At 66.9% G+C, this 16,053-nt stretch carries 21 protein-coding genes and 1 riboswitch; of the genes, 8 read left to right on the top strand and 13 right to left on the bottom strand.

Translation table 11 applies throughout. The annotated features are described in order from the left end of the window. The coding region (locus KQ307_RS01295; protein ID WP_259726694.1) for a DUF305 domain-containing protein at positions 1 to 239 on the top strand (239 nt) is incomplete at its 5' end. A gap of 16 nt (positions 240 to 255) precedes the next feature. On the opposite strand, the gene KQ307_RS01290 is transcribed toward KQ307_RS01295, so the two are convergent. From KQ307_RS01290 to KQ307_RS01280, 3 genes are read right to left on the bottom strand one after another with little or no spacing between them, the layout of a single operon-like run. Then, positions 256 to 570 (bottom strand): hypothetical protein, encoded by a 315-nt coding sequence (locus KQ307_RS01290; RefSeq protein WP_259700920.1) that lies wholly within the window; start codon positions 568 to 570, stop codon positions 256 to 258. Then, positions 567 to 821 (bottom strand): DUF3721 domain-containing protein, encoded by a 255-nt coding sequence (locus KQ307_RS01285; protein WP_259700919.1) that lies wholly within the window; start codon positions 819 to 821, stop codon positions 567 to 569. The genes KQ307_RS01290 and KQ307_RS01285 overlap by 4 nt, the downstream gene beginning before the upstream one ends. Positions 822 to 868: 47 nt before the next feature. Then, positions 869 to 1,003 carry a DUF3721 domain-containing protein gene (locus tag KQ307_RS01280; RefSeq protein ID WP_259700929.1) on the bottom strand — a complete coding sequence of 45 codons (135 nt, stop codon included), beginning with the start codon at positions 1,001 to 1,003 and terminating at the stop codon, positions 869 to 871. Between the two features lie 87 nt (positions 1,004 to 1,090). On the opposite strand from KQ307_RS01280, the gene KQ307_RS01275 reads away from it, so the two are divergent. Next, positions 1,091 to 1,480, top strand: coding sequence for a heavy metal-responsive transcriptional regulator (locus KQ307_RS01275; protein ID WP_259700918.1), 390 nt, complete (start codon positions 1,091 to 1,093; stop codon positions 1,478 to 1,480). Between the two features lie 92 nt (positions 1,481 to 1,572). Continuing rightward, the gene (locus tag KQ307_RS01270) at positions 1,573 to 2,736 is read left to right on the top strand and encodes a fatty acid desaturase (RefSeq protein ID WP_259726693.1); all 1,164 of its coding nucleotides are present in this window, start codon (positions 1,573 to 1,575) and stop codon (positions 2,734 to 2,736) included. A 159-nt stretch (positions 2,737 to 2,895) separates the two neighbouring features. Here KQ307_RS01270 and cax read toward each other — a convergent pair whose 3' ends face one another. Then, entirely contained in the window at positions 2,896 to 3,969 is a 1,074-nt protein-coding gene (cax, locus tag KQ307_RS01265) for a calcium/proton exchanger (RefSeq protein WP_259726692.1), read from the bottom strand. A gap of 25 nt (positions 3,970 to 3,994) precedes the next feature. After that, entirely contained in the window at positions 3,995 to 4,321 is a 327-nt protein-coding gene (locus KQ307_RS01260) for a hypothetical protein (protein WP_259700915.1), read from the bottom strand. Between the two features lie 145 nt (positions 4,322 to 4,466). On the opposite strand from KQ307_RS01260, the gene KQ307_RS01255 reads away from it, so the two are divergent. Then, positions 4,467 to 5,069: a peroxiredoxin gene (locus KQ307_RS01255; protein WP_259700914.1), complete on the top strand. Its 603-nt coding sequence runs from the start codon at positions 4,467 to 4,469 to the stop codon at positions 5,067 to 5,069. A 2-nt stretch (positions 5,070 to 5,071) separates the two neighbouring features. On the opposite strand, the gene purQ is transcribed toward KQ307_RS01255, so the two are convergent. Both purQ and purS read right to left on the bottom strand, forming a co-directional pair. Beyond that, the gene (purQ, locus tag KQ307_RS01250; protein WP_259700913.1) at positions 5,072 to 5,725 is read right to left on the bottom strand and encodes a phosphoribosylformylglycinamidine synthase subunit PurQ; all 654 of its coding nucleotides are present in this window, start codon (positions 5,723 to 5,725) and stop codon (positions 5,072 to 5,074) included. After that, complete coding sequence (gene purS, locus KQ307_RS01245) at positions 5,722 to 5,997, bottom strand: phosphoribosylformylglycinamidine synthase subunit PurS (protein WP_259700928.1); 276 nt, start codon at positions 5,995 to 5,997, stop codon at positions 5,722 to 5,724. The genes purQ and purS overlap by 4 nt, the downstream gene beginning before the upstream one ends. 98 nt (positions 5,998 to 6,095) lie before the next feature. On the opposite strand from purS, the gene KQ307_RS01240 reads away from it, so the two are divergent. Continuing rightward, positions 6,096 to 6,437, top strand: a complete 342-nt coding sequence (locus tag KQ307_RS01240; protein WP_259700912.1) for a hypothetical protein — start codon at positions 6,096 to 6,098, stop codon at positions 6,435 to 6,437. Here KQ307_RS01240 and cobW read toward each other — a convergent pair. From cobW to KQ307_RS01225, 3 genes are all read right to left on the bottom strand, one after another. Continuing rightward, on the bottom strand, positions 6,419 to 7,495 hold the full coding sequence (gene cobW / locus KQ307_RS01235; protein ID WP_259700911.1) for a cobalamin biosynthesis protein CobW: 1,077 nt from the start codon (positions 7,493 to 7,495) through the stop codon (positions 6,419 to 6,421). The genes KQ307_RS01240 and cobW overlap by 19 nt on opposite strands. A gap of 1 nt (position 7,496) precedes the next feature. Next, entirely contained in the window at positions 7,497 to 8,108 is a 612-nt protein-coding gene (locus KQ307_RS01230) for a HupE/UreJ family protein (RefSeq protein ID WP_259726691.1), read from the bottom strand. Positions 8,109 to 8,131: 23 nt separating this feature from the next. Continuing rightward, positions 8,132 to 8,294, bottom strand: a riboswitch (cobalamin riboswitch). After that, a complete protein-coding gene (locus KQ307_RS01225; RefSeq protein ID WP_259726690.1) occupies positions 8,288 to 8,839 on the bottom strand; it encodes a pentapeptide repeat-containing protein in 552 nt (183 codons plus the stop codon). Its footprint overlaps the riboswitch before it by 7 nt. A gap of 33 nt (positions 8,840 to 8,872) precedes the next feature. On the opposite strand from KQ307_RS01225, the gene upp reads away from it, so the two are divergent. Genes upp through glmU form a run of 3 tightly spaced genes read left to right on the top strand, consistent with a single transcriptional unit; the run spans position 8,873 to position 12,314 of the window. Then, entirely contained in the window at positions 8,873 to 9,538 is a 666-nt protein-coding gene (gene upp / locus KQ307_RS01220; protein ID WP_259700926.1) for a uracil phosphoribosyltransferase, read from the top strand. A 26-nt stretch (positions 9,539 to 9,564) separates the two neighbouring features. Continuing rightward, on the top strand, positions 9,565 to 10,902 hold the full coding sequence (aroA, locus tag KQ307_RS01215) for a 3-phosphoshikimate 1-carboxyvinyltransferase (protein WP_259726689.1): 1,338 nt from the start codon (positions 9,565 to 9,567) through the stop codon (positions 10,900 to 10,902). Between the two features lie 59 nt (positions 10,903 to 10,961). Further along, positions 10,962 to 12,314, top strand: a complete 1,353-nt coding sequence (gene glmU / locus KQ307_RS01210; RefSeq protein WP_259726688.1) for a bifunctional UDP-N-acetylglucosamine diphosphorylase/glucosamine-1-phosphate N-acetyltransferase GlmU — start codon at positions 10,962 to 10,964, stop codon at positions 12,312 to 12,314. Here the strand turns inward: glmU and murF are convergent. Genes murF through glgA form a run of 3 tightly spaced genes read right to left on the bottom strand, consistent with a single transcriptional unit; the run spans position 12,311 to position 15,974 of the window. Beyond that, positions 12,311 to 13,675 (bottom strand): UDP-N-acetylmuramoyl-tripeptide--D-alanyl-D-alanine ligase, encoded by a 1,365-nt coding sequence (gene murF / locus KQ307_RS01205; protein WP_259726687.1) that lies wholly within the window; start codon positions 13,673 to 13,675, stop codon positions 12,311 to 12,313. The genes glmU and murF overlap by 4 nt on opposite strands. A gap of 4 nt (positions 13,676 to 13,679) precedes the next feature. Further along, positions 13,680 to 14,423 (bottom strand): hypothetical protein, encoded by a 744-nt coding sequence (locus KQ307_RS01200; protein WP_259726686.1) that lies wholly within the window; start codon positions 14,421 to 14,423, stop codon positions 13,680 to 13,682. A gap of 12 nt (positions 14,424 to 14,435) precedes the next feature. Then, complete coding sequence (gene glgA, locus KQ307_RS01195; protein ID WP_259726685.1) at positions 14,436 to 15,974, bottom strand: glycogen synthase GlgA; 1,539 nt, start codon at positions 15,972 to 15,974, stop codon at positions 14,436 to 14,438. Positions 15,975 to 16,053: the final 79 nt, after the last annotated feature.

Raw genomic sequence — 16,053 nt, 5'->3', positions numbered from 1 at the left:
TCCCCACCAAGGACAACCGGGTGGTGTGGTTCCTGGAGGGGATGCTCGATCACCACGGCGGGGCGCTGCTGATGGCCCACGACGCCCTGGCCAAGAGCACCAACCCCACCATCCGGCGCTTCGCCAGAGGGGTGATCGTGGTCCAGCGGGCCGAGATCATCGAACTGCGGCGGATGCTGGCGGTGGAGGGATTACGCAAACCCGAGTACCACAACTACGACGCCCTGTTCCGGTTCTGATTCCAGCCGGGTCCTTTCAAGAATGTGTTCCGGCCCTTGAATTCCTCTCCGCCGGTGTGGGCGGCTTCCCCCCGCTCCGGCGGCCCAGCAACAAACCGATTCCAGAGCCGGCGATGAACAGGGTGAGCACCCCCAGAACCGTGGAGTAATAAGGCTGCAAGTTGACGGCACCGAAGTTGCCGGTGTGCAGCTTGATCAGCCAGAACGCCTCGATCTCCCGGGCCGACAAGGCGCCGTAGAGCGAACCGGAAAGAGCCGTGAGCAGGAGCGGCAGCGCCGCCAGGGGCACGAGACTGCGGTGCAGCCGGCGCAGCAGGTGAAGGCGGCTCATTCGTTCTGAAGTGCCTTGTGCAGGGCCTGCTCATTGGCGCAGGGCATCCACATCGAACCCATCGCAAACGTGCCCTTGCACTTGAGCTCGGCGGCGCGTTTCTCCGCTTCCTGCCTGGTCTTGTACATGCCCTTCATGTGAGCCGCAGCGGGCACGATGCTGAGCAAAGGGGCGATGACCATCGCCACCAGGGCGACCAGCAGGGCCCAGCGGTGGGGATGCGGTCGGGGGCTGCTGGGGTGCGATGGCATCGGGCGCTTGGGAGTACGGCTCAGAGCAGGACGAAGGAGTGGTGGAGTCACTTCTCCTTGGCGACGGCTTTCTCGTAGAGATCGAAGTTCTGGCAGGGCATCCATTCCTTGCCCATCGCAAAGGCGCCGCTGCAGTTCAGTTGCTTGGCCCGCTGAGAGGAGCAGGGCCAGAGCGACGGGATTCACGGACTGCCGGGGGAGGAGAAGTGGGCGAAGAAAAGCTTAAACTCTCCCTTGAGTGGAGAGTCAAGAGGATGGCGGCCGTTGGCATGAAGATCGGAGCGCTGGCCGGGCGCAGTGGACTCCCGGTGAAAACCCTGCGCTACTACGAGGATCTGGGCCTGCTGCCAGCAGTCGGCCGCAGCGAAGGGGGCTACCGGCTGTTCGCAGAAGAGAGCCTGCGCCGACTGGGCTTCATCCGCCGGCTCAAGACCCTCGGGCTGAGCCTGGAGGAGATCCAGAACTGCCTGGCGGTGCACGATGCCGGTGAGCTTCCCTGCGACGACATCGCGATCCAGCTGGGGCGCCAGATCGAGCGGATCGATGGCCAGATCAGCGAACTGATCCAGCTGAGAACCGAACTGCAGCAGCTGCTGGCCGGCTGGCAGAGCGATCCCGTCAGGAGCAGCACGGTGATCTGCCCGAACCTGCAGGTCTGAACCCGGCAGGCCACGGAGCAGCGGATGTGGTGGTTAGGTTCCTCTGGACAAAATTCTTGTTACGGAGTGCTTCGGGTGGTTTTGATTCATTGATGACAACGACCATCCCTCGCTCCGCCCCCTTCCCATCCCCGTCAGCTCCTCCACAATCACAGTCTGATCCCGGCAGCGGCAACTGGCCCACGAAGCAGCAACTGCTGGCCTGCCTGCCTGCTGACATCACCGACAAGAACAGCGCTCGGGCCTGGCGAAAACTGGCCTTTTCGCTCTCCACATCGCTGCTGGCCTACGGACTCGGTTGTCTGATTCCGCTGCAGTGGGCCTTTGCCCCGCTCTGGCTGGCCTATGCGGTGGTGGCTGGAACACTGGCAATGGGTTGCTGGGTGCTGGCCCATGAATGCGGCCACAACGCCTTTCACCCGAACCGAACCATCGAAGCGGGCGTGGGACTCGTTCTCCACAGCCTGCTGCTGGTTCCCTATTTTTCCTGGCAGCGAAGCCATGCAGTGCATCACAGCCACTGCAATCACCTGGAGGCCGGTGAAACCCATGTGCCGTCGTTGGGGGAATCCCCCTGGGCCGGTTTCACCGTGAAACTGAAGCGAGTCGTCGGCGAATCTGCCTATGGAATGGTCTCCATCCTGGTTCATCTTCTGCTGGGCTGGCCGCTCTATCTCCTGTTCGGGATCACCGGCGGCCCTGAACAGGGATTTCCTACCTCACACTTCATCGATTCGAAACCGTTCAACACCGGCCGTCGCCCATTGTTTCCCGGCAAGTGGAAAGATCTCATGCATCTCTCCAATGCCGGATTGATCGTGGTTCTGGCCCTGCTGCTGCTCTGGGCCTCGCAGACGTCGATGGCCAGGGTTCTGTGCGTCTATGGATTGCCCTACCTGATCATCAATGCCTGGTTGGTCTGTTACACCTGGCTTCAGCACACCGATGCGGAAATCCCCCATTTCTCCGAATCCGACTGGGACTGGGCCAAGGGTGCGCTCCAGACCGTGGATCGCCCCTATGGGCCGCTCCTGAATCTGCTGCACCATGGCATCGGCTCCACCCATGTGGCGCACCATCTCAACCCCCGCATCCCCCACTACAACGCCTGGCGCGCCACCGAAATCCTGCGGGCAGCGTTCCCGGAGCATGTCCGGGTTGATCCCACCCCGATCCATCAGGCGCTCTGGAGAGTGGGCCGCCACTGCAGTTACGTGACCCGTGACGAACAGAATGGCGGCTATTACTACAGCTGAACGGTTCCATTTCAGCCTGGTCTGCTGGTCCAGCGGGACATGGCATTGCGGAAAGTTACCTTCCTGTAGTAGTTCTTACTGAAATGATCCTACTTGAATTCACCTACTGAAATTCAGCCAATGAAATTCAGCCAATGAAAGTCTCCAACTGAAATTCTCCTACTGAAAGTAAAAGCCGGTGGCCACGATCAGGTAGGCCGCCAGCAACAGAACGCCCTCCAGCCAGTCGGAGCGGCCGTCGAGGGTGACCAGGTTGCTGATCACCACCGCGGTGATCACCGCCACCAGTTCGTAAACATCAAAGCTGAGATCCAGCGGGTGGCCCAGCAGCGGCCCGATCAGCACCAGCACCGGCACCACCAGCAGGGCCACCAGCAGGGTGGAGCCGAGCACCACGGAAACCGCCAGATCCATCTTGTCCTTGCGGGCCAGGGAAATGGCGGTGATGTATTCCGCCATGCCACCCAGCAGCGGCAACAGCACCACGCCGGTGAACAGCCCGGATAGTCCAAACCCCTCGGTCACCGATTCCACAACCCCGACGAACAGCTCCGATTCGTAGGCAAGCGCCGCCGTGGCAGCCAGCAACACCAGCAGCCAGGGAAGGGCAGCTGGCTTGTGACCCGGGGCCGCTCCGTTGTCGTCGGCGAGATCTGCCTCGGCCACCGCGTAGAGCGAGCGATGGGTACCGAGTGAGAAAAGCAGGGTGAGGCCGTAGACCACCAGAAGCACCCAGGCCACGAAGGTGGTGAAGCTCTGGGTGCTGGCCACGGAATGGCGGGCCGCCAGCACCGAGAGGCTCGGGATCAGGATCGCCAGCAGGGCCAGGGTCATCGCCGAACCGTTCACCCGGGCCACCACCGGATGGAACTGCTGTTCGCGGCGTCCGATCCCACCCACCAGCATCGAGAGACCAAGCGCCAGCAACAGGTTGGCCATCACCGTGCCGGTGATGCTCGCCTTGACGATGTCGACAAGGCCGGCCCTCAGCGCCACGATCGCGATGATCAGTTCGGTGGCGTTGCTGAACACAGCACTGAGCAGGGCTCCGAGCGAGGGCCCCAGGGACAGCGACAACTCCTCCGTGGCGGTACTCAGCCAGATGGCCAGTGGAATGATGCCGATCGCCGCGGTGACGAAAACCGAGACGTCTCCCCAGTGGAGCCGATCAGCCGCCACCGAGATCGGCACCATGGCCAACAGGCCGATCGAGGCTGTCTTGCGGAGGGTCATGCTGGCTGCCCCGACAGCGGTGGCATCAACGCATCTCGATGGCGTTGAGTCGATCCCGGAAACTCATCGACGCTCCTTCGGCGCTGTTGTCGAGCGAGGGGCTGAAGCCGGCCGACTGGGAGCTGGAGGAGGATCCGTAGCTCCCCGAGCGCCGCGAGCGGACGTAGCCCATCGGCTGGGGACGCAGTTCGATCGGGCCGGTGCCGAGCCCACCGAGGCCGCCGCTCTGGTCCTGGGGAACACCCTTCTGGCGGGGCAGAGGGTGGGCCTTGATCTCGGCGCGCAACTGGTTGAGCAGGCGGAAATGGCCGGTGGTGTTGAACTTGCGCAGGATGGCTGGATCCCAGGGCATGGAGCGGGGTTGAACTGGATGGCTCCGAGCTTAAGGGGGCCGCCTCCGGCTGAAATCCGTGATAACTTGTGATCAGCTGCAAGTGGTAGTCGGTCCGAGTTCGGCCTGCCTTTCCAGCTGTCTTCCCTTCCCTTTTCACAACGCTATGACCGTCAGCGCTTCCCTTCGCGTTGGTCAGCCGGCCCCGGATTTCACCGCCACCGCCGTGGTGGATCAGGAATTCAAGGAGGTGACCCTGTCCCAGTACCGCGGCAAATACGTGGTGCTGTTCTTCTATCCCCTTGATTTCACCTTCGTCTGCCCAACCGAAATCACCGCCTTCAGCGATCGCTACGCCGATTTCAGCAGCCTCAACACCGAAATCCTCGGGGTGTCCGTCGACAGCCAGTTCTCTCACCTCGCCTGGATCCAGACCGATCGCAACCAGGGCGGTCTCGGTGAGATCGCCTATCCCCTGGTGGCGGATCTCAAGAAAACGATCGCTGCCGACTACAACGTGCTCGATCCGGAGGCCGGCGTGGCCCTGCGCGGCCTGTTCATCATCGATCCCGAGGGAATCGTTCAGCACGCCACGATCAACAACCTCTCGGTCGGTCGCAACGTCGATGAAACCCTGCGGGTCCTGCAGGCCTTCCAGTACGTTCTGGCCCACCCCGATGAAGTGTGCCCCGCCAACTGGACGCCGGGCGAGCAGACCATGAAGCCCGATCCGGTGGGAAGCAAGGAGTTCTTCGCCGCCCTGGGCTGAGCTCAGCCCAGCAGGCTGGCCAGCAGCCGGCGGCCGTCCAGGCCGCCGGTGACCGGATCACAGGCCCGCTCCGGATGGGGCATCAGCCCCAGCACATTGCCCGCGGCGTTGCTCAAGCCGGCCACATCACCCACCGAACCATTCGGGTTGCGGCGGTAACGCAGGGCCACCTGTCCCTCCTGCTCCAGCCGGGCCAGGGTGGCGTCGTCCACCTGATAGCGGCCTTCGCCGTGGGCGATCGGCAGGCTGATCGTTTCACCGGCCCCATAGCCCTGCAGCCAGCGGCAGGAGCCCGGCTGAACCGTGAGCTCCGCCGGTTCACACAGAAAATGAAGCTGCTGGTTGCGGGTGAGCGCCCCGGGCAGCAGGCCGATTTCAGTGAGAACCTGAAAACCGTTGCAGATTCCAAGCACCGGGCCGCCGCGGGCCACGAAGGCCACCACCTCCTCCAGCAGGGGAGCAAAACGGGCGAGGGCGCCGCAGCGCAGGTAATCGCCGTAGCTGAACCCACCGGGCAGCACCACGGCATCGAGGCCGCGCAGATCCCGCTCCTCATGCCAGAGGAAACGGGTGGGGATTCCCAGGCAGCCTTCGGCCGCCCACTGCACATCCCGATCGCAATTGGAACCGGGGAAGACGGCGATGCCGATCGTCATGGCGAAACGGTGGCGATGCTGGGCTCCAGCCACTCCAGGGACCAGTTCTCGATCACCGGATTGGCCAGCAGACGCTCGCTGAGCAAGGACAACCGCGCTTCAGCTGCGGCGGCATCCGGAGCCTCGATCTCCACGAGGATGGCCTTGCCGATCCGCAGGCTGGTGATGCCCTCCACCCCCAGGCGGGTGGCGGCGGCACGGCTGGCCTCGCCGGCCGGATCCAGCACCGAGGGCCTCAGGCTGACCAGAACGCGGGCTTGGTAGCTGGGCACTGCGTGGGTGGGTTGTTTGTTAAATCTTGCCAGCTCACTCTCCCCCCGCAGCCGTCGCAGGATCAGCTTGAACAGGTGGGTGCGCGGAGGCGCGGCCAATGTCTGCGGCGACGGTTCGCCCATCGATCCTGCTGCTATGGCTCGGGCTTGGCCTGGCAGCACTGCCAGCGGCGTTGAGCGAGCCGCAACGGCTGGAGCTCCGCTGCCGGCGTGAGCAGGGACCCTGGCAGGCCTGTGTGATGCGGATCGAGGCGATCGGCGAGCGCTGGAGCCTGGAGCTGGGCGGCCAGCGGCTCGACTTTCGCCATGACGGCAGCGGCAAGGTTGAAATGCAGCAGAAATCAAGGGGCCCATGGGGCCCCGTTTCCAGCCACTGGAGCAAGGACCAGGCCCTTTGCTGGGGAACGGTCTGCGCCCTTGGTCAGATCCCACTCGACTGAACCGCCGCGTGGGACAGGGCCGCCTCCAGTACGGCTGAATCGAGCTTCAGGCCCAGGGCCACCAGCTCCAGGCCCAGCGCCGGGACGCCGCTGGAAGCCTCCACGGGCTCCCGGTGGTCCTCGTACCAGCAGTCCAGGCGCGGTCCCACGGCCTGGATCTGGAGTGGTCGGCGCTTACCGGGCTGCTGCAGCCAGCCTTTGAGTCGCAGGATCGCCTGCTGCTCGATCTGCTCGCGCAGCACCGCTTCGAGCCGCTGTCGATCAAAGTCTCCAGTCAGCCGCAGTGCCAGCGACTGCATCGGCACGTGGCTGTGATCGTGTTCATGGGCCTCGTGGTGATGGGCCTCGCCTGCCGATTCATCCCGCTGCAGGCCAAACAACAGGGCCGGGGAAATCCGGCCGTTCTCGATCGGCAGCAGCTGGGTTCCGCTCCGGCAGGCCCGCTCGACGCGCGCGCGCACGCGTTCCCACTGGTCGGCATCGAGCTGCTCGGAGCGACTGACCAGCACCAGGTCGGCGGCTTCGAGCTGCTCATCGAACAGCTCCTCCAGGTCGTCGAAATGGTCGAGGCTGGGGTCAGCGGCCCGTTGCCTCTCCAGGGCGGCGGGATTCCCCACCACACTTCCCTGGGCCACCGCTTCGCCATCCACCATCGCCACCACCCCATTGACGCGGGTGCGGGTGCGGATCCCGGGCCAGCTGAAGGCCTGCACCAGGGGCTCAGGCAGGGCCAGTCCACTGGTCTCCACCACGATCCCGTCGAGCCTGTCGGAGGCTTCCAGCAGGGTCTGCATCGTCGGCAGGAAATCGTCCTGGACGGTGCAGCAGAGGCAGCCGTTGGCCAGCTCGACCAGTCGGTCGCCGAGTTCCTCCTCCGGACAGAAGCCGCAGGCACCCAGGAGGCTGCCGTCGATCCCCACTTCGCCGAACTCATTGACGATCACCGCCAGACGCAGGCCGCTGTGGAGCAGCAGATGACGCAGCAGAGTGGTCTTGCCGGCACCGAGGAAGCCCGTCACCACGGTGACCGGTAGGCGCCGCTGGTTGGTGGTTTCCATCTCAGGGCACCAGGCCGGTCCAGGCGAATGTGGCACCGATGCCGATCAGCATGCCTGCCACCAGCTTGAGATTGGTGGGGCTGAGCCGGCCGGCCCAGGGGCGGATCAGCGCAACCGCCGCCAGCAGCAGGGTGGCCTGGCTGATCAGCAGACCCAGCAGGTAGAAGCCGATCGCACCGGCTTCCCAGCCGATCACCGCGTCGCTTAGCACGTAGCCATGCAGGGCGATCGCCGGCAGCAGCACCCAGCGGGGCCAGCGGCCGATCACCACCAGGCCGAGAGCCACCAGGGAGAGGGCCACCAGCAGTTCAGCACCCGGCAGGGTGGGCAGCAGCAGGCCGACGCCACTGGCGCCAAGCCCGACGGCCAGCAGCCCGATCAGCCAGCGGCCCGGTTGCTGAAGCCCCACCAGGCCCAGACAAAGCAGAAAAAGTAGATGGTCGGGGCCGAGCAGGGGGTGACCCAGACCGCTGAGAAAGCCGCCCAGGGGGCTCGCTTCGATCTGAAACAACTCCATCAGATGGTGGGCCGAGGCCGGGGCCGCCAGCAACGGCACACCCAGCAACAGCAGAACAGCCGGGGCCGCAGCAGCGACCCGGATTCGATGATTCATTCGGTGGGTACCGGTCCGCGCCGGGTTTGATGGTGCGATCCGGCGGGTGTTCTGACTGGATCCTCAAACCGGTTGGCACCGGCGTTCGGATCTTCACAGCTGCGGGACAGCGCCGGATTCGCACCGGACTTTCCCCCTTGCCTCCCCAGGCTGATCTCAAGGGGAACCGGGCCGTGAATCTACCCGCAACCCAGGCTTTCAGCCGTGGCAGCTCCGGTGCTCGGGTTCACTCCGCTGGCCCTGGCGCAGAGGGCTCGCTGTTGCGAAAGGTCAAGCACCGCTTCGCTGAAGTCGGCGCCATCGATCACGGCATCGGTGAAGCGGCTCTGCATCAACATGGCGTTGCGCAGCACGGCTCCACTCAGGTCGGCGCCATCGAAGCGGGTGGCAAAGGCCACCACGTCCTCGAGATTGGCGCCGCTGAGGTTGGTTTCCCGCAGGTCGCTGGAATTGAACACGGCACCACGCAGGTCGGCATCGCTGAGATCGAAACCCTGCATCTTGGCCTTGAGAAACTCCTGCTGCTTGAGATCGCGGCCCCGCATGTCGGGCTGGAGATCCTGGAGGGAACGCTGACCGCGCAATTCCGGTGCCGTGATCGCCCAGGCCGGCGCAATCACCGGTGAAGCCAGCGCGAGGGTCAGAACGGCGAGCCCCAGCAGCAGACCCAGAAGGGGCACCCCCCGGCGGGAAGGGAAGAACACAGGCACAGCCGTAGCTTGGGCCCTCAAGCTATGGCAGGCCCCGCCGCGGCGCGATTCAGCATGAGCATGTCCCTGCGGGTGGTGGTGCCACCCCATCCCCTGATCGCCCACTGGCTCACCGTGCTCCGCGATCAGGCCACCCCGCCGCCCCTGTTCGCCAGCGCCATGGCCGAGCTGGGCCGCTGGCTCACCTACGAGGCGATCCGCGACTGGCTGCCGCAGCGGCCCGTCACGGTGCAGACCCCGCTGGCGGCCTGTGAAGGGACCGTGGTGGATGCAGCCGTGCCGCTGCTGGCCGTGCCGATCCTGCGGGCCGGTCTCGGCCTCTGGCAGGGAGCCCAGACCGTTCTGCCCACCTGCCGGGTGGCCCATGTGGGATTAAGCCGTGATGAAGCGACCGGAGCGGCCCACTGCTACCTCGACACCCTGCCGGCCACGATCGGCGATCAGGTGGGTGTGCTGGTGTTCGATCCGATGCTGGCCACGGCGGGCAGCCTGATTCAGGTGCTGGAGCGGCTGGACCAACGCGGGGTGCGTGGCGAGAGGCTGCGGGTGATCACCGCCCTGGCCGCGAGCCCCGGCCTCAGGGCCCTGGCCGATCGCTTCCCCCAGCTCACCGTGTACACCGCCTGCATCGATGCCGACCTGGACGAGGCCTTCCGGATTGTGCCGGGACTGGGCGATGCCGGCGACCGGTTGTTCGGCTCCGAGGGGCCCGAGATTTAGGCTCCAGCTCCGTTCGCGCCGCACCCATGGCCGTTGCAGTCGGCAGTGCTGCCTCCCAGCCCCGCCGGCTCGGGGCCCTGGATCCGGCCAGCCTGCGCGGCCAAGTGCGGGTTCCAGGCGACAAGTCGATCTCCCACCGCGCCCTGCTGTTCGGTGCGATCGCTATCGGTGAAACCGAGATCGACGGCTTGCTCCCCGCCGAGGATCCGCTCAGCACCGCCGCCTGCCTGCGGGCGATGGGGGTGGGCGTCGGTCCGATCGAGGCCGGCCAGCTGGTGCGGGTGCAGGGGGTGGGACTGGATGGACTGCGGGAGCCCGACTGCGTTCTGGACTGCGGCAACTCCGGCACCACGATGCGGCTGATGCTGGGCCTGCTGGCCGGCCGCCAGGGCCGCCACTTCGTGCTCAGTGGGGATGCGTCGCTGCGGCGAAGGCCGATGGGACGGGTGGTCCAGCCCCTGGCGGCGATGGCAGCCCAGGTGCACGGCCGCGACGACGGGAACCTGGCCCCCCTGGCCGTTCTCGGCCGGGCCCTGCATGGAGCCGTGATCGGCACACCGGTGGCCTCGGCCCAGGTGAAATCGGCCATCCTGCTGGCCGCCCTCACTGCCAGCGGTGCCACCACCGTGATCGAGCCGGCCCGCTCCCGCGACCACAGCGAGCGGATGCTCAGGGCCTTCGGTGCTGATCTGAGCATCGGCGATGAGCTGGGCCGCCAGGTGACGCTTCAGCCAGGTGGGGTGCTGCGGGGCCAGCGGGTGGTGGTCCCCGGCGACATCAGTTCCGCCGCGTTCTGGCTGGTGGCCGGTGCCATCACCCCCGGCGCCGACCTCACGGTCGAGAATGTCGGGCTGAATCCAACCCGCACCGGAATTCTGGAGGTGCTGGAGCAGATGGGAGCCCGCATCGAGCAGCTCAACCTTCGCGAGGTGGCCGGCGAGCCGGTGGGGGATCTGCGGGTGCGCCACGGTCCACTGCGGGCCTTCACGATCGGCGGTGAGCTGATCCCCCGTCTTGTCGATGAAATCCCCGTGCTGGCGGTGGCGGCCTGTTGCGCTGAAGGGGTCAGCAGGGTGACCGATGCCGCGGAGCTGCGGGTGAAGGAAACCGACCGGCTGGCGGTGATGGCGCGACAGCTCAAGGCGATGGGGGCCAGGCTGGCTGAATCGGCCGACGGCCTCACAATCGAGGGGAGCACCCGCCTGCATGGCGCTGTCGTCGACAGTGAAACCGACCACCGGGTGGCGATGAGCCTGGCCGTGGCCGCCCAGGTGGCCACGGGGATCACCGAGCTGCACGGCAGCGAAGCGGCGGCGGTGTCCTACCCGGGATTCTGGGAAGACCTGGCGCGACTCCAGGCCTGAGGCCGACGGTGGGGCCGACGGTGGGGCCGGTAGATTCCGCCCAGATCGCCTCGCCCGCCATGCTCGCCGTTGCCATTCTGGCTGCCGGAAAGGGCACCCGAATGAAAAGTGAGGCCCCCAAGGTGCTGCAGGAGCTGGCCGGGGCCACGCTGCTGGAGCGGGTTCTCGACTGCTGCGACAGCCTCTCCCCTGATCGGCGCCTGCTGATCCTCGGCCACCAGGCCGGCCGGGTCGAAGCCTCCCTGGCCCGACGTTCCGACCTCGAGTTCGTGCGCCAGGAACCCCAGAACGGCACCGGCCACGCGGTGCAGCAGCTGCTTGCACCGCTGCAGGGATTCAGCGGAGATCTGCTGGTGCTCAACGGTGATGTGCCGCTGTTGCGTCCAGCCAGCCTGGCCCGCCTGCTGGCCCAGCACCGCAGCAGTGGCGCTGCCGTCACCCTGCTCTCGGCGCGACTGGAGGACCCCAGCGGCTACGGCCGGGTGTTCAGTGATGGGGACGGGCTGGTGAGTGCGATCGTCGAGCACCGCGACTGCAACGACGCCCAGCGCACCAACGACCTGATCAATGCCGGCATCTATTGCTTTCACTGGCCACGGCTGGAAGCCGTGCTGCCCCACCTGGAGGCCAACAACGACCAGGGGGAGCTCTACCTCACCGACACCGTTGCCCTGCTTGATCCCGCCCTGCACCTGGAGGTGGCCGACAGCGGCGAGATCTTCGGCATCAACGACCGGCTGCAGCTGGCCCAGTGCGAGGCGGTGCTGCAGGATCGATTGCGGCGTCACTGGATGACGGAAGGGGTCACCTTCCTGGATCCGGCCAGCTGCAGCCTCAGTGATGGCTGCCGTTTCGGCCGCGATGTGGTGGTGGAACCCCAGACCCATCTCCGCGGCGACTGCCTGATCGGTGATGGCTGCCGGCTGGGACCAGGCAGCCTGCTGGAGAACGTGACCCTGGCGGCCGGCGTCACGGTGCTGCATTCGGTGCTGCGCGATGCCACGGTCGGTGAGGGCTGTCAGATCGGCCCCTTCGCCCAGCTCCGCAACGGCACCCGCCTGGCGGCTGACTGCCGGATCGGCAACTTCGTTGAGATCAAGGCCAGCCAGCTGGCGGCGGGCTGCAAGGCCAATCACCTCAGCTACATCGGCGATGCAGAGCTCGGGGCCGCCGTCAACGTGGGCGCCGGCACCATCACGGCCAACTACGACGGCATCCGCAAGCACCGCACCCTGATCGGCGCCGGCAGCAAGACCGGTGCCAACTCGGTGCTGGTGGCACCGATCAGCCTCGGGGCGAACGTGACCGTGGGGGCGGGCTCCACCCTCACCCAGAGCGTGCCGGCGGGTGCGCTGGCCGTGAGCCGATCACCGCAGCGGATCAGGCTCGACTGGCCTGGCCCCGCCGCCTAGCCGAACCGGGCTTCCAGGGCGGGGATCAGCCGCTCCAGGGCGACGCCCCGGCTGGCCTTGAGCAACAGCTGATCATCGGGCCTGAGCCACTCCAGCAGGGGGGAGAGCGCCTGCTCGGGGGTGGCCACCCTCGCCAGCCGCGCCACCTTGAGCGCCGCCTCGGCCATCGCCTCTCCCTCGGCACCACCATCGACGATCACCAGGCCGTCGAGGCCGAGTTCGGAGGCCAGGGCACCGATGCTCCGGTGCAGCTCCACGCTGTGGTCGCCGAGTTCGCGCATCGTGCCGAGCACGGCCAGATGGCGGCCCGGCTGGGCCGCCAGCAGGTGCAGCGCCGCCGCCACCGCTTCCGGCGAGGCGTTGTAGGTCTCATCGAGCAGGGTGATGGCACCCAGCTGGCGGCGGCTGCTCCGTCCGCCCGGCAACCGGGGCCGCAGGGCCGCCAGCTCAGCCGCCGGGACGCCGAGCTGGTCGGCAACAGCCAGGGCCAGCAGCAGGTTGCGGGCATTGTGCGCTCCATCGAGCGGCAGGCGGAAGTGATCACCGTTGCAGACCAGATCGCCTCCCTGGAGCTGGGCACACCAATCAGCAGGAGGCAGGTCGGCGGCAACTGGATCGGTGGCGAGGGCCACCCGCAGCACCCGGCCAGTCCAGACAGCCCGGAGCGAGTGCTCCAGGAGGGGATCACCGGCCGGAATCACCACCAGGCCATCGGGCCTGAGCGAGCTGGTGATCTCGCACTTGGCGCGGGAGATCGCCTCGCGGCTGCCGAGCCGGCCGATGTGGGCCGTGCCGATGTTGGTGATCACCACCACGTCCGGCTCGGCGCAACGGGAGAGCCTCTCGATCTCGCCGGAACCCCGCATGCCCATCTCCACCACGATGGCGCGGTGTTGAGGCGTGGCCCGCAGCAGGGTGGCTGGAACGCCCACGTCGTTGTTGTCATTGCCGCTGCTGGCCAGCACTGGCCCTAGCGGTTCGAGAGCGGCGCGCAGCAGCTCCCGGGTGGTGGTCTTGCCGGCCGAACCGGTGACCGCCACCACCGGTGCCGCCAGGCTGCGCCGCCACTGCCGGGCCAGATGCTGATACCCCAGCAAGGTGTCGTCCACCACCCAGGCCGGCAGACCCGGCGGCAGCCTGGCGCTGTGGCTGCGATCCACGAGAGCGGCCTGGGCACCGAGCTCCAGGGCCTGCTCCAGGAAGTCGTGGCCATCAAAACGCTCCCCCACCAGGGCCACGAACAGCTGGCCAGTGGCGAGGGCGCGGCTGTCGGTGCAGACCGGTCCGAGTGGCATCTCCGGGTCGAGCCGCTCCACCCCGATCGGGGGGCCCCACAGCGCTGTCAGCTCGCCTAACCGCATGGACTCAGACCGTCTCGGGAGGTTCGAGCACGATCATGCCGCCTCCCACCAGGGCCGATCGACCCAGAAGGCGTCCCCTCCCGTCGACCAGCTCCAGCTTCTCGTAACCGAGCGCATGGGCCCGCTCCAACCAGGCTCCGGCCTGCTGCTCGCGCTGGACGGCGGCCTGGGAGCCGAACCCATCCGCCAGGGTGAGCTCCAGCAGCGAGCGGCCGCCCTGGGGACGGGCGGCGATGATCAGCCCGGCCGGATCCTGCTCAGCCAGCAAGGCCAGCAAGGGATCGATCTGCAGGGGTGTGGGTTCCACTGCGGCGGTGGCCGGGCTCAAGGCAGGCTCCTGGCTCAAGGCAGGATCCGGGTTCAAGGCGGGGTACTGGCCCATGGCGGGATCCGCCGGAGGCGCCCCGGAAAACTCCTGCTGGGATGCTGGCGCTGCTGCCGGAGTGAGGGGGATCGGGGCGCGATCAACGGGCGGGCCCGGCAGGGAGAGCCACCGGGCCACCAGCAGCACGGCACCCAGCAGCAGCGCCACCAGCAGCGGCCAGAACCAGGGCCTGAGGCGCCGGGGCCAGCGGGACGGCACCCAGAGGTCCCCATCGCCGTTGCGCCGCCAGAGCTCCTGCCGCTTCAGCCGCAGGCTGGCCAGCACCGCCCGGACATCCCGGCCGAGCAGCAGCCAGGGGTTGCGGTAAGGCGCCGGCAGTTCGTGCTGGTCGATCGGTGCCTGCTGCTCCGCATCCGGGTCCATCGCAGGGGCGGCTCAGGGGCTGCCGCGGCGCAGCAACTGCGACAGCCGCTGCTGCAGGGGGGCGGCGATCGCGATTGAGGGAGCGGGCTGGGGATCCGGCTCGGGATCCGGCTGCGTGACCGTCACCGCTTCGAGCCCGGCGGGATCCAGCTCACCCGTCTGGAGGGCCGGTGGGTCGGGGATGCCGCGCAGCTCGCGGTAGAGGCGGTCGTAATCAAGGGCGGAGCGATCCCAGCTGCTGTCGCGGCCCATGGCGCGGCGCTGCAGCTCCCGCCAGCTGCTGGTGTGGCGCCAGGCCTCCCAGGCCCTGACGATCGCGGTGTAGAAGTCGATCGGCTCGTAGCGGTCGAAGCAGAAACCGGTGCCGCTCTGCTGGTCGGGCAGGTGGGGAGGAACCGTATCCACCAGGCCGCCCACCTTGCGCACCACCGGGATGCAGCCGTAACGCATCGCCAGCAGCTGACTGATGCCGCAGGGTTCGAAGCGGCTCGGCATCAGGAAGGCATCGGCGCCGCCGTAGATCAGCCGAGCCAGGGCATCGTCGTAGGTGAGGAACACCGAGAACCGGCCGGGATGGCGGCTGGCCATCTGCCAGAGCATGGCTTCGTAACTGCGATCGCCGGTGCCGAGCACGACGATCTGACTGCTGGTGTAGGCCAGCACCCGCTCGGCCACCTGCAACAGCAGATCCACCCCCTTCTGGTCCACCAGGCGGGAAACCATGCCCATCACGAAGCTGTCGGGAGAGGGGCTGAGGCCCATGCGCTCCTGCAGCACGCGCTTGTTGGTGGCCCTGGGCTCAAGATCATCCGGCGTAAACCGGGCCGGCAGGCTGAGATCGCTGCTGGGGTCCCAGTCTTCGGTGTCGATGCCGTTGAGGATGCCGCTGAGTTTGCCGCTGAAGAAATTCAGCAGATCCTCGAGCCGCTCGCCGTATTCGGCGGTGCGGATTTCCTGGGCATAGGTGGGGGAAACGGCGTTGATCCGATCGGCCTGGATCAGGGCCGCCGCCATGGTGGTCTCGCCCTGCATATACCACGGGCACCAGGTCATGCGCTCGAGCTTCCAGCGCCATGGCCCCTGGTACTTGAGGTTGTGGATGGTGAAGACCGTGCTGATTTCAGGGTCCTGGTGCATCCAGACCGGCAACATGCCGGTATGCCAGTCGTGGCAGTGAAGCAGCTCCGGCTTCCAGTGGTGCCAGCAGAATTCAGCTGTGGCGTTGGCGAAGAAGGTGAAGCGCCAGTCCTCGTCTTCGCCGCCGTAGATCCGGGCCGGATTGAAGACGGGATGGCCGACCAGGTAGATCGTCAGGCCGTTGCCGGGATGGCGTGTTTCGTAGATGGCGAAATCGGTTCCCATCGCCCAGCCGTGCCAGATCGGCTCGGGGGGGATCGACAGCTGACCCCAGAGCTTGCCGTAGCCGGGCAGGATCAGTCGCACGTCGTGGCCGAGGGCGGCCAGGGCCGGGGGCAGCGAGCCCACCACATCGCCCATGCCGCCCACCTTGACCATCGGGGCGCACTCGGCGGCGGCAAACAGCACGCGCATGGGAGGTCGCTCAGGTCGGGGAAACTCTACGGGTGCTCTCCGGCGGCAATCCGCAGCCCGGCAGGCTCGGGAAGAAGGC

Origin of the sequence: Synechococcus sp. CS-1326 (genome assembly GCF_025128115.1) — a bacterium.
Taxonomy (GTDB): domain Bacteria; phylum Cyanobacteriota; class Cyanobacteriia; order PCC-6307; family Cyanobiaceae; genus Regnicoccus.
This window is presented reverse-complemented; position numbering and strand designations above follow the sequence as displayed.

Coding starts and splice junctions, on each gene's coding strand:
- glmU (WP_259726688.1), top strand. CDS start 10,962: ATGCTCGCCGTTGCCATTCTGGCTGCCGGAAAGGGCACCCGAATGAAA.
- KQ307_RS01270 (WP_259726693.1), top strand. CDS start 1,573: ATGACAACGACCATCCCTCGCTCCGCCCCCTTCCCATCCCCGTCAGCT.
- murF (WP_259726687.1), bottom strand. CDS start 13,675: ATGCGGTTAGGCGAGCTGACAGCGCTGTGGGGCCCCCCGATCGGGGTG.
- KQ307_RS01200 (WP_259726686.1), bottom strand. CDS start 14,423: ATGGACCCGGATGCGGAGCAGCAGGCACCGATCGACCAGCACGAACTG.
- KQ307_RS01290 (WP_259700920.1), bottom strand. CDS start 570: ATGAGCCGCCTTCACCTGCTGCGCCGGCTGCACCGCAGTCTCGTGCCC.
- KQ307_RS01230 (WP_259726691.1), bottom strand. CDS start 8,108: ATGAATCATCGAATCCGGGTCGCTGCTGCGGCCCCGGCTGTTCTGCTG.
- KQ307_RS01285 (WP_259700919.1), bottom strand. CDS start 821: ATGCCATCGCACCCCAGCAGCCCCCGACCGCATCCCCACCGCTGGGCC.
- glgA (WP_259726685.1), bottom strand. CDS start 15,974: ATGCGCGTGCTGTTTGCCGCCGCCGAGTGCGCCCCGATGGTCAAGGTG.
- KQ307_RS01260 (WP_259700915.1), bottom strand. CDS start 4,321: ATGCCCTGGGATCCAGCCATCCTGCGCAAGTTCAACACCACCGGCCAT.
- cobW (WP_259700911.1), bottom strand. CDS start 7,495: ATGGAAACCACCAACCAGCGGCGCCTACCGGTCACCGTGGTGACGGGC.
- KQ307_RS01240 (WP_259700912.1), top strand. CDS start 6,096: ATGTCTGCGGCGACGGTTCGCCCATCGATCCTGCTGCTATGGCTCGGG.
- upp (WP_259700926.1), top strand. CDS start 8,873: ATGAGCATGTCCCTGCGGGTGGTGGTGCCACCCCATCCCCTGATCGCC.
- purQ (WP_259700913.1), bottom strand. CDS start 5,725: ATGACGATCGGCATCGCCGTCTTCCCCGGTTCCAATTGCGATCGGGAT.
- KQ307_RS01275 (WP_259700918.1), top strand. CDS start 1,091: ATGAAGATCGGAGCGCTGGCCGGGCGCAGTGGACTCCCGGTGAAAACC.
- aroA (WP_259726689.1), top strand. CDS start 9,565: ATGGCCGTTGCAGTCGGCAGTGCTGCCTCCCAGCCCCGCCGGCTCGGG.
- KQ307_RS01255 (WP_259700914.1), top strand. CDS start 4,467: ATGACCGTCAGCGCTTCCCTTCGCGTTGGTCAGCCGGCCCCGGATTTC.
- cax (WP_259726692.1), bottom strand. CDS start 3,969: ATGACCCTCCGCAAGACAGCCTCGATCGGCCTGTTGGCCATGGTGCCG.